10 protein-coding genes are annotated in these 11,668 nt (G+C 51.5%); 8 read left to right on the top strand and 2 right to left on the bottom strand.

The genetic code is table 11. From position 1 onward, the window contains the following. Nucleotides 1-38 precede the first annotated feature (38 nt). From BM412_RS13745 to BM412_RS13730, 4 genes are all read left to right on the top strand, one after another. Nucleotides 39-650, top strand: a complete 612-nt coding sequence (locus BM412_RS13745) for a ribonuclease HII (protein WP_091218805.1) — start codon at nucleotides 39-41, stop codon at nucleotides 648-650. 300 nt (nucleotides 651-950) lie between these two features. Continuing rightward, on the top strand, nucleotides 951-2,876 hold the full coding sequence (locus BM412_RS13740; RefSeq protein WP_091218803.1) for a flagellar hook-length control protein FliK: 1,926 nt from the start codon (nucleotides 951-953) through the stop codon (nucleotides 2,874-2,876). After that, nucleotides 2,873-3,190 (top strand): EscU/YscU/HrcU family type III secretion system export apparatus switch protein, encoded by a 318-nt coding sequence (locus tag BM412_RS13735; RefSeq protein WP_091218800.1) that lies wholly within the window; start codon nucleotides 2,873-2,875, stop codon nucleotides 3,188-3,190. Before BM412_RS13740 ends, BM412_RS13735 begins: the two co-directional genes overlap by 4 nt. A 2-nt stretch (nucleotides 3,191-3,192) precedes the next feature. Continuing rightward, the gene (locus tag BM412_RS13730) at nucleotides 3,193-3,597 is read left to right on the top strand and encodes a YraN family protein (protein WP_371264814.1); all 405 of its coding nucleotides are present in this window, start codon (nucleotides 3,193-3,195) and stop codon (nucleotides 3,595-3,597) included. 64 nt (nucleotides 3,598-3,661) lie between these two features. On the opposite strand, the gene BM412_RS13725 is transcribed toward BM412_RS13730, so the two are convergent. Beyond that, nucleotides 3,662-5,215, bottom strand: a complete 1,554-nt coding sequence (locus tag BM412_RS13725; RefSeq protein ID WP_091218795.1) for a YifB family Mg chelatase-like AAA ATPase — start codon at nucleotides 5,213-5,215, stop codon at nucleotides 3,662-3,664. A 119-nt stretch (nucleotides 5,216-5,334) separates the two neighbouring features. After that, on the bottom strand, nucleotides 5,335-5,802 hold the full coding sequence (locus BM412_RS13720; protein WP_091218792.1) for a DinB family protein: 468 nt from the start codon (nucleotides 5,800-5,802) through the stop codon (nucleotides 5,335-5,337). A gap of 288 nt (nucleotides 5,803-6,090) precedes the next feature. Here BM412_RS13720 and sucC point away from each other — a divergent pair, with 288 nt between their 5' ends. The 4 genes from sucC (at nucleotide 6,091) to topA (ending at nucleotide 11,666) form a co-directional block, all read left to right on the top strand. Continuing rightward, nucleotides 6,091-7,251: an ADP-forming succinate--CoA ligase subunit beta gene (sucC, locus tag BM412_RS13715; protein WP_090976562.1), complete on the top strand. Its 1,161-nt coding sequence runs from the start codon at nucleotides 6,091-6,093 to the stop codon at nucleotides 7,249-7,251. Between the two features lie 57 nt (nucleotides 7,252-7,308). Continuing rightward, on the top strand, nucleotides 7,309-8,238 hold the full coding sequence (sucD, locus tag BM412_RS13710; RefSeq protein WP_091218790.1) for a succinate--CoA ligase subunit alpha: 930 nt from the start codon (nucleotides 7,309-7,311) through the stop codon (nucleotides 8,236-8,238). Nucleotides 8,239-8,421: 183 nt separating this feature from the next. After that, nucleotides 8,422-9,537, top strand: coding sequence for a DNA-processing protein DprA (dprA, locus tag BM412_RS13705; protein ID WP_256256297.1), 1,116 nt, complete (start codon nucleotides 8,422-8,424; stop codon nucleotides 9,535-9,537). A gap of 26 nt (nucleotides 9,538-9,563) precedes the next feature. Continuing rightward, on the top strand, nucleotides 9,564-11,666 hold the full coding sequence (gene topA, locus BM412_RS13700; RefSeq protein ID WP_091218786.1) for a type I DNA topoisomerase: 2,103 nt from the start codon (nucleotides 9,564-9,566) through the stop codon (nucleotides 11,664-11,666). Nucleotides 11,667-11,668 lie beyond the last annotated feature (2 nt).

The following is an 11,668-nucleotide window of genomic DNA, read 5'->3' as shown; positions in this document are numbered from 1 at the left end:
TGTGTCTGGGGATTTTGTATAGGGGAGCGGGGATTCGGATGTTGGAGTTTGAGAAGCCCTTATGGGAGCAAGGGTATCGGAACATCGCGGGCATCGATGAGGTTGGGCGCGGATGTTTGTTTGGCGATGTGGTGGCTGCTGCCGTCATTTTGCCTGAGGGGTTGATTCTTGAAGGCGTTGACGATTCCAAGAAGCTGTCGGAGAAAAGACGCGAGGAGCTGTATGAGCTCATCACGGATCAAGCCGAAGCTTGGGCGGTATCTTGTGTGAATGCAGCCGTGGTTGATTCGATTAATATTAAACAAGCAGCTCGACTCGCGATGAAACAAGCCGTTGAACTGCTAGCTGTTCCGCCGGATTATTTGTTGGTGGACGCAGAGAAGGTAGATATCGCTCTCCCGCAAGAATCGATTATTAAAGGGGATGCCAGAAGCCAGTCGATCGCGGCTGCGTCGATTATTGCGAAGGTCACGCGAGACCGGCTATGCAAGGGAGAATGGGATCAGCTGTACCCGGACTATGGAATCGCGATACATAAAGGTTATGCGACGAAGCTGCATCGGGAGAAACTGCTGGAGCTCGGGCCAAGTCCGATGCACCGTCAAAGCTTTCTGGGGAAGCTGTTTATGGAGCAGCAGGTGTTGTTTTAGGGTGATTGAAGTGATTGAATAGCAAAGTACATTAAGTGATAGAAGAATAGCAAAATGCATGTAGAGAGAAAAGAATAGTGAGATGCAGATACTAAGAGAAGAATAACAAAATGCATAAAGCAAGAGAAGAATAGCTGCGCTTGGACCGTTCGTTCCTATATAATGGGGGATGTTCGGTTTTTTTATTTTTGGATGCGTTAATCTGCGTCTCATCTGAGCCGATAATAACGGTATAGGATAACTATCGGTTCAGATGATAGGGTGTTACAGGAAGTTTGTTGGGAAGGAAGCGGTCGCGATATGACATTATCGATCGGACAATTGATGAAGGGACTGCTTGGCGATGTGCAGCCCGGCGATAGCAAGGCTCTGGAGCTTAAGGTCGGGCAAATTGTGCGTGGCGTTCTGGTTAAGATGTTAAACGACCAGGAAGCGGTCATTCAAATAAATGGGACACAGGTGCAAGCTAAATTAGAAACGCCGCTGCAGCCGGGCCAATCAACCTTGCTTCAAGTGCAGCCGCAGTCCGTTGATGGAACGCTCGTGCTAAAGTTAGTCGATCAGCAAACGACATCTATGAATGAAGCGAGTTTGAAAGATTGGCTGAAGGCGTCAGGGCTGCCCGAACAGAAATGGACGCAGGAGCTTGTGCGCGATCTGCGTCGTGAGGGTGGCACTCTGACTCGCGAGACAGCGAGTCAATTTAAGCAGGCGCTGACTGTTATGCCGCAAGGCAGCGATGCGCAGGTTTGGGCGAAGGCCGCCGCGCTCGCGAATAAGCGCGGCCTGCCGATGACAAGCGCGACGATCGGAGCGCTTGCGCAGACGCTCTCCGGCACTCCGGCGCATACGCTGCTGGAGTCGCTGGAGCGGGGGCTTGCCGCTTGGAGCGGCGCTTCGTCCGCCGACGACAGTGGTGCGGTGGGCGAAGCCGCGCAGCCGCAGTCGGCGGGGCAAGCGGCTGCAGCGAAGCTGCAAACGCTGCTGCGCGAAGGCGCAGCGTTCATGCGCGCAGCGCCGGGCTTGGCCGAGGCGCAGCCGGCGGGTTCGAGCGCCGAAGGCGCGCAAGGCGCCGCAGCGCAGCCGGCGCCGGGGCCGGCGGGAGCAGCGGGTTCCGCTGCTGCTCCCGCCCCCGCTGCGCGCAGCGCAGCGGGGGAAGGCGCGGCGGCTGGCACAGCCGCGCCGAGCGCTGGCGGCGCCGCTGCGGCGAGCGCGCAGCCCGCGGCTCGGCCGACAACCGCCCCGCCTATCGCCACCGGCGGCGGGGCGGCCAAACCGGCTTCGCCGGAGGCCGCAGCGCACGACCATGTCGCGCACGCCGGCACTCCAGCCCCAACGCCGCAGCCGGCGGCATCATCTGCGAACTGGGTGGGCCAGATGATGAAATGGCTGGGCGTGGATCATGAGCGTTTGCTTGCAGCTGCAGTTACAGAAGATCAGCAGCAAGCAACGAAGCAGAATGAGCTGCAGAAACAACCAACTGTCACAGTTGGTCAGAACGGACAAGACAACAATGCAGCGGTGACAAGCCCATCTCCTAAAGAAAACCTGGATCGGAATGTCGCTGGCTTGATCCCAGATCGAGCGCAGTTGCAGCAGGGGAACACACCGCTTCCGGCGGTACTGCCTTCTTCGGATTCAGTCGGTTCGGTTAAGAACGCCGTCGATGATTCGCTGAAGAGCTCATTAATGACGCTTGCTTCATCCGATGATGTGCCATCGGCGCTGCGGGACACGGCCCAGCAGCTCGTATCGCATATTACCGGGCAGCAATTGTTGTTATCTCCCGAGAAGACGAGCTCGTTGTTTTCACATGTGACGATGTTTATCCCGATGCACAGTCAAGCTGGGGGACAAACAGCTTCCGTACATATTCAAACAAGACGAGGCCGCAAAGGGGAGCTCGATGCGGATAATTGCAGACTTTTGTTTGATCTGCGCATGAAATCGTTAGGGGACACCGTCGTTGATGTACAGGTGGTTGATAAAATCGTCAGCCTTAACTTATGGAATGACCATCCGATGGCCGGTTCACTTATTGAGACATCCCGTGCCGAGTTGTCAGAGGCGCTGCAGCGTGCCGGCTATCAGCTGCTTTCGTTGAAAGCGACCCCGATGCCGGAAAGAATGGCAGAGCGCATGAACGCTTCTGATGCAACGGCAGTAGGAACAGGAGCGACCGAGTGGTCGACCAGACCTTATAAGGGAGTAGACTACCGCGTATGAACGAGAAAGAAAAGAACGGACAAGCCCCTGAAGGCCTGATCCAGAATAAAAAAGCAGTTGCGCTCAAATATGAGCCGGGGGGAGAGCGGAATGCTCCGGTCGTTGTAGCCAAAGGCCGCGGTAAGATGGCAGAAGCTATTCTGGACAAAGCGGCTGAAAGCGGGGTACCGATCCAAGAGGATTCCTCTCTTGTCGAAGTGTTGTCGAAGCTGGACCTGGATCAGGAAGTACCGCCAGAGCTGTATACGCTGGTTGCGGAGATCTTGTCGTTTGTTTATCGGTCGGATCGTAAGGCGGGAGGAAGCAAAGATTGAGAGTGAATAACCGCACGACCGGAACCGATACGAGACAAGCGATCGGCAAGTTCGGTGAAGAGGAAGCAGTTCGATACTTGAAAGAACAGGGATATGCGATCGTCCATCGGAATTGGCGATGTCGTATGGGGGAACTAGACATTGTAGCGAAATCGGAATCCGTACTAGTCATAGTTGAGGTACGGACACGTAGAGCAGGCGGCAGGTTCGGCACAGCTGTCGAATCGGTCGATATACGTAAACAGCTGCAAGTCCGGTCCATAGCAGAGGTTTATGTGTCCATGAATAAGCTGCATCATACCGCGCTCCGCTTTGATGTCATTGCCATTACCGCTGTAGCTGTTCAGGGAGAATCACTCGCACCATATCAGGTCACCGAACTCAAACATATCGAATCCGCTTTCTAAACCATCATTTCACACCTGACAAAAAAGAGATGGCCCTGGCCATCTCTTTCTTCTATCAATACGCCTACAACGCATGAAGCTTGCGATCGAGACTCCGATATCCGATCGCCTCGGCGACATGTTGGCTGTCTACGAGGTCGCTGGAATCCAGATCAGCGATCGTGCGAGAAAGCTTAAGTATCCGATCATGCGCACGTAAGCTGACACCGAGAGTATCGAACGCTACGCGAAGCAGTTGCTCGGCTTCTCGCGTTAAATGAACGGCTTTACGAAGAGATGCGCCTGCGAGTTCCGATAATGAACGCCCTGGATGGCTGGTTGTTATTCTGGCTTGCTGGCGCTCGGTGGCCGCCAGTACAATTTCTCTCATCTGTGCAGATGTCATGCCGTTGGTCAGACCCTCCGTCTTAGGTGGTCTGGGTACTTCAATATGCATATCAATTCGGTCCAGAAGAGGGCCGGAAATCTTCGCACGGTAACGTGCCAGGACTAACTCGCTGCATACACAGCGATGTTCGTCAGTGTCATGTCCGTAGTAACCGCATGGGCAAGGATTCATGGAGACGGCAAGGAGAAAAGAAGCCGGAAATCGGAACACTGCGCGTGATCTGGCAATTGTTACTTCCCGGTCTTCGAGCGGCTGCCTAAGCACTTCAAGTGACGCGCGTGAAAACTCCGGCAGTTCATCTAGAAATAACAGTCCTCGATGCGCCAGGGTGACTTCACCCGGTCTCGGAATAGACCCGCCGCCAATCAAACCGGCTGATGAAATCGTATGGTGCGGACTGCGAAAAGGACGTTCTCTCATTAATGTAGGAATGCCGCTCGGCAGCTTACCGGCTGCACTATATATCTTCGTAACCTGCAAGGCTTCTTCTTCGCCAAGCGGGGGCATAATACCCGGAAGTCGTCTTGCGAGCATGGTCTTGCCTGTCCCCGGAGGTCCCGAGAGAAGTACATTGTGATTGCCAATCGCCGAGATAAGCAAGGCGCGCTTCGCATGATGCTGCCCCAGCACATCCCCATAGTCACCGTAGACTGCCTCTCTGGAATTCAGTTTATAGCGCTTCTCTGAATAACCATCATATCGAAGCTGTTCCCATGAACGCTCATCCGCATTCGCTTCGCTTAACTCTCGCAAATGAGAAACAGCAAACAGCCGCATACCTCCAATACAAGCGGCTTCAGCAGCATTGGCCTTTGGCAACAGCACGTTGGTGATGCCGCTCAAGCGAGCCTGCTCGACCATCGCAAGCACGCCCGGGATTGCCCGGAGCTCACCGTTTAAAGCCAGTTCCCCGAGCACCAATACATGTTCAAACCATTTGCTTTTCAGCTGTCCACTAGAGGTAAGAACGCCTACAGCTATAGCCAAATCAAAGGCAGTGCCTTCTTTGCGAAGGTCTGCCGGCGCAAGATTGACCGTAATTCGTTCCATCGGAAAGGTGAATCCGCAGTTTTTGACTGCTGCTCGAACACGTTCGATCGACTCCCTTACGGCCGGATCCGGCAGTCCGACTACATTGACTTGGGGAAGGCCATTCGAAATATCAACTTCCACTGCGATTGATTTGCCTTCCACACCATAAACGCTGCCACTGCAAATTTGAGTATACATAACAAAAAAACACCTCCACCAAATAAGTCGGATGAAGGTGCTTCCTCACAAGTCCGTATGTAAGCAATGCTCTATTCGAATCATAGCTCAGCTGCAAAACAGCTGTCAACGGGATCGAATTACCCTGCGATGAATCGATCGATTTCGTCTAAATGATGCCGGTCATGAGAGACGAAGTCATCCAAATAATGGTGAATCGTAAAGGGGTTCCCATCTCCATCGGTAAAATCCATTTCCAGTTTCTCTTCAGATAGGGAAATCAGAAGCTTCCACAGCTCTTCTCGAACGAACATACATTCTGCGAGCAGCTGCTCTTTGTCGATCGATTCCGCATAGGCGGCAGCATGGCGATTAAACGTATCGAAATCCGAGTGTCGAAGTGTCAGCGGTCTGCCTTCGGCAATCGGACGGATTGCTTCTTGCAGAAAGTGTCGATCCCACAACATGATATGGCCGATTACGGAGCGGGTGGACCATTTGTCGGGCTGAAGCGGAGCGCTCCACACCTCTTCCGGCAAAGAGCGAAGAGAATTGGCGAACGGAATTAGGGATTGGAATGTTGATAGTAGACCGGAATAGGTATTCATCCAGCGACCTCCTAAATAAATGGTTATTTACAGGATACAAGAACATATGTTTGGTGTCAATATTTTGTTAAACTTAGGCAATACTAGTCAAGTAATCCTTATTTTAGCCATTGCATCTCCAAGATGACTGTTTTTCATCAATTCCATATCGATATGAGATGAAACTAATATCAAAAAAGATGGCTTTTTAGGCTAAAAAAATAGGAAACACATGACGAAACGTGTTACAATACTTATGGTTTTGTGTACATACGTAGGATTTGACTGCGGATAGGAGGATTTTCGTCAATGAATATCCATGAGTATCAGGGTAAACAACTGCTTAAGCAGTATGGGGTTGCCGTACCGGAAGGTAAAGTGGCGTTCTCTGTCGATGAAGCGGTGGCAGCAGCGGAAGCGCTGGGCACACCGGTTGTCGTTGTAAAAGCGCAAATTCATGCAGGCGGCCGCGGTAAAGCGGGCGGCGTTAAAGTTGCCAAAAATTTGGATGAGGTTCGCACTTATGCTAGCCAAATTCTGGGCAAAGTTCTCGTTACCCACCAAACGGGTCCTGAAGGTAAAGAAGTGAAGCGCCTGCTTATCGAGCAAGGCTGCGACATCAAGAAAGAGTACTACATCGGTCTTGTTGTTGACCGCGTAACCGGACGGATCGTCATGATGGCATCCGAAGAGGGCGGCACGGAGATCGAAGAAGTTGCTGAGCACTCGCCGGAGAAGATTTTCAAAGAAGTGATCGACCCAGCGGTCGGGCTTCAAGTATTCCAAGCGCGTAAACTGGCATACTCGATCAACATCCCTAACGAATTGGTCGGCAAAGCGGCTAAATTCATGTTATCTCTGTATGCGGCTTTCGTAGAGAAAGACTGCTCGATTGCAGAAATCAACCCGCTCGTCGTAACAGGCGACGGCAACGTTATGGCGCTTGACGCCAAGCTGAACTTCGATTCCAATGCCTTGTACCGTCATAAAGACATCTTAGAGCTTCGTGATTTGGATGAAGAGGATGAGAAGGAAATTCAAGCGTCCAAGTTTGATCTGAGCTACATCGCACTCGATGGCAACATCGGCTGTATGGTTAACGGCGCAGGTCTCGCAATGGCGACAATGGATATTATCAAGTACTACGGCGGCGACCCTGCTAACTTCCTGGACGTAGGGGGCGGTGCGACCAAAGAGAAAGTTACGGAAGCGTTCAAAATCATCCTCTCCGATGAGAAGGTGAAGGGCATTTTCGTTAACATTTTCGGCGGTATCATGAAATGCGATATCATCGCAGACGGTGTTATTTCAGCGGCTAAAGAGCTCGGTCTTGACCGTCCGCTCGTAGTTCGTTTGGAAGGCACTAACGTGGAACTGGGCAAGAAGATGTTGAACGAATCCGGACTAAACATCGTGGCTGCAGACTCCATGGCCGACGGTGCACAAAAAATCGTCGCGCTAGTAAAGTAAGACTTAATTGTCGCACTTTACGCGGCATACGAATTCATTTAGGGGATGTGAGTTTCGATGAGCATTTTGGTAGGCAAAAACACAAAAGTCATTACCCAGGGTATTACTGGTGCCACAGGGTTGTTTCATGCGAAGGGCGCCCTGGAATACGGTACCCAAATGGTTGGCGGAGTTACGCCCGGCAAGGGCGGAAGCAATGTTGACATTACACTAGATAACGGATCAGTAGTTTCGCTTCCTGTATTCAATACGGTTGCTGACGCTGTTGCCGCAACAGGCGCTACAGCGTCCGTTATTTATGTTCCGCCCGCATTCGCGGCAGATTCCATCTTGGAAGCTGTAGATGCAGAGCTGGATCTGGTTATCTGTATTACAGAAGGTATTCCGGTAATCGACATGATTAAAGTAACGCGGTACATGGAAGGCCGTAAAACGCGCCTGATCGGACCGAACTGTCCGGGCGTTATCACGCCGGGTGAATGCAAGATCGGCATCATGCCGGGCTACATTCATACAAAAGGCCATGTAGGCGTCGTTTCCCGCAGCGGAACGCTCACTTACGAGGCTGTACATCAGCTGACTACTCGCGGAATCGGTCAATCCTCCGCAGTAGGTATCGGCGGCGACCCTGTTAAAGGCTCGGAATTCATTGATATCTTGAACATGTTCAATGAAGATCCGGATACTTACGCTGTCATCATGATTGGTGAAATCGGCGGCTCTGCTGAAGAAGAAGCGGCAGAGTGGGTTAAAGCAAACATGAAGAAACCGGTTGTCGGCTTCATCGGCGGCGCAACTGCACCTCCGGGCAAACGGATGGGACATGCCGGTGCGATTATTTCCGGCGGCAAAGGTACTGCAGCTGAGAAAATCGCAACGCTTGAGAAATGCGGCATTCGCGTAGCACCTACGCCTTCCGAAATGGGTTCTACCCTTGTTAGTGTTCTGGAAGAGCGCGGCATGCTGGACAAATGCAAAACGCACTAAAAGCTTAGCAACACTACTATAGCTTCAAATAAAGGTAAGCAACCTTTCGATTAGCCCCCTATGGGCTTTCGGAGGGTTGCTTTTTTTTTTATTATTCAGAGCAGTTGGCTTGCATTCTCTTTGCCGCACGGTCACAATAAGGGAGAATGCGAGCCGTCATTTTGAAAGGACGGTGCATTATTAATGAAGGAATACATTCAAGAACGAGAAATACTGCTCACGTTGCATGAGACACCGGGGGTAGGCTGGCACTCGATTCGCAAGGCTGTGGAGTATGGGGAGTGGCGGTTATACGAACGATTCTCGCCCGAAGCATGGATTTCTTCAGTCGGTTTAAAGCCGGATCAGGCAACGGCGATTTCAAATGCGTTTTCAACGGTAGAAGTGGAAGAACGTCAGGCTCGGATGTCGAAGCACGGCATTCAAGTCATCACGTGGTTCGATGACAGCTATCCGAAACTATTGCGTGAAATGCCTCAGCCTCCTTGGATCCTATACGCAATCGGACGTGTAGAGCTGTTGCATCGACATGCGATCGCTATCGTAGGAACAAGAGGACCGACAGCTTATGGCCGCAAAACAGCTTCAGACCTAGCTAGGAAGCTCTCTGAGCGAGGATTGACCGTCATTAGCGGGATGGCGAGGGGAATAGATGCATTAGCCCACGAAGGCGCGCTGGAGGGCTTTGGAAGCACTGTTGCCGTATTAGGCACCCCGGTGGATCGTATATATCCCTTAGATAACCGAGGACTCTATGAGCAAATTGTGAGAAAAGGTGTAGTCATTTCGGAGGTAGCCCCAGGCACTCCGTTTCATCCCGGTTTGTTCCCGCTGCGCAATCGCATCATAGCCGGACTATCCTTAGGCACTGTGGTCGTGGAAGCCGCTGAACGAAGCGGGTCCTTGATAACCGCCGACCAAGCACTGGACATGTCGCGAGATGTATTTGCCGTTCCGGGTCCGATCTCTTCACCGAAGAGTGCCGGGACCAACGGGCTGATTCGTCAAGGCGCTAAGCTAATCACCTCGGTGCAAGATATTTTGGAGGACTATGAAGGACTTCTCCCGGCATTGGAAATTTCGAAGGCGCAAGCAGGTTTAAACTCTGAATTGCAAGCCGAGGATTTGGATGAGAATGAAGTTGTTTTACTTCGATTGTTACAGGATGGTCCTCTATCAATTGACCGTATGCATGAGCTTTCATCCTTTCCTTTTGGACTTTTGCATTCAGTTCTGATAAATTTATCTATAAAACGGAAGATTGAACAGCATCCAGGTTCCATATATAGTGTAATGTAGCATGCATTGGAGAGGAGGGCGCATCAATGGCAGATTCACTTGTCATCGTCGAGTCACCGGCAAAGGCGAAAACAATCGGTAAATATCTAGGGAGTAAATTCATCGTCAAAGCATCGATGGGTCATATCCGAGATTTACCGAAGAGCCAGATCGGTGTAGAGGTCGAAAATGATTTTAACCCAAAATATATAACGATTCGTGGAAAAGGGAGCGTCCTGAAAGAATTAAAAGACGCCTCCAAAAAAGTAAAAAAAGTCTATCTCGCAGCTGACCCGGATCGCGAGGGTGAAGCGATTGCGTGGCATTTGGCACACTATCTGGAGATAGATGAGAGCGACTCCTGCCGAGTGGTATTTAATGAGATTACGAAGCAGGCCGTGAAAGACGCCTTCAAAACACCGAGACCGATTAATATGGATCTTGTAAACGCCCAGCAGGCGCGCAGGATACTAGACCGTCTGGTTGGTTATAAGATCAGCCCGCTGCTGTGGAAGAAAGTGAAGAAGGGGCTGTCAGCGGGACGGGTGCAATCCGTAGCCGTGAAGCTGATTATCGATCGCGAGAATGAGATCGATGCCTTTGTTCCTGAGGAATATTGGTCGATTACAGCTCAATTGAAGCAAGGCTCTACCACCTTCGAAGCGAAATATCATTCTCTTAACGGCGGCAAGCGCGAGCTTGGTAACGAAGCGGATGTTCAAGAGGTGCTGCAAGCCATGGGTTCTTCCGCTTTCACCGTCAGCGAAGTGAAGGAGAAGGAACGGCAGCGTAACCCTGCAGCTCCGTTTATTACAAGCTCGCTTCAACAGGAAGCGGCGCGTAAGCTTGGTTTCCGCGCATCCAAGACGATGTCGGTTGCCCAGCAGCTTTATGAAGGGGTTGACCTTGGCAAGGAAGGGACAGTCGGTCTCATCACTTATATGAGAACGGATTCGACTCGCATCTCGACTATCGCTCAAGAGGAAGCGAAGGCTTATATCGAAGAGAAATATGGTCCTGCCTTCGCACCGGAACAGCCTCGTGTTTATGTGAAGAAGAACAGCAACGCTCAGGACGCGCATGAAGCGATTCGTCCAACATCCGTGCTTCGTGATCCGGACACGATGAAAGAGTATCTGAGTCGTGATCAATTCAGGCTGTATAAGCTTGTTTGGGAGCGTTTCGTTGCCAGTCAGATGGCTTCGGCCGTGCTGGATACGATGACCGTCGACTTTAATGTCGGTAACGGCGCTGTGTTCCGGGCTGTAGGTTCCAAAGTGAAATTCCATGGATTTATGAAAATCTACGTCGAAGGCAACGATGATGGCACGACGGACGAAGAGAAATTCCTCCCGCCTCTGGCGACCGGAAATGTTGTCGGCACGGAATCCGTTGAGCAGAAGCAGCATTTCACTCAGCCGCCGCCGCGATATTCCGAAGCGCGTCTTGTACGGATGATGGAGGAAGTGGGCATCGGGCGTCCGAGTACGTATGCACCAACGCTTGAAACGATCCAAAAGCGCGGATACGTGGCCATCGAAGAGAAGAAATTCATTCCGACGGAGCTTGGTGAGCTGGTTATTCAAATGATGGAAGAGTTTTTTCCGGAAATCCTTGATGCCGAGTTTACCGCGCACATGGAGGATGACCTTGACCATGTGGAAGACGGAAAAGAAGATTGGGTTAAGGTTCTGGCTAATTTCTACTCCTCGTTCGAGAAGCGGCTTGAGGTTGCTGAGGACGAGATGAAGGAAGTTGAGCTGCAGGATGAAATATCCGATGAGCTTTGCGAGAAATGCGGTCGTCATTTGGTCTACAAAATGGGCCGATTCGGCAAGTTCCTGGCTTGCTCCGGATTCCCGGATTGCCGCAATACGAAGCCGATTGTCAAAGATATCGGTGTTCCTTGTCCGAAATGCGCGGAAGGGAAAATCATTGAGCGCCGCAGTAAGAAGGGACGTTTCTTCTATGGCTGTGATCAGTACCCTGGCTGCGACTACGTGTCATGGGATAAACCGACTACTAAGCCATGTCCGCAATGCAACAGCTTAATGGTAGAGAAGCGGAATCGCAGCGGCGCGAAGCTGGCCTGCACGCAGTGTGAATATAATGAAGAGGTACCTGAGGAGCAAGAACCGGCTGAAGGTTAAGA

The sequence above is a fragment of the Paenibacillus sp. BC26 genome, assembly GCF_900116125.1.
GTDB classification, from domain to species: domain Bacteria; phylum Bacillota; class Bacilli; order Paenibacillales; family Paenibacillaceae; genus Paenibacillus_Z; species Paenibacillus_Z lignilyticus.
This window is presented reverse-complemented; position numbering and strand designations above follow the sequence as displayed.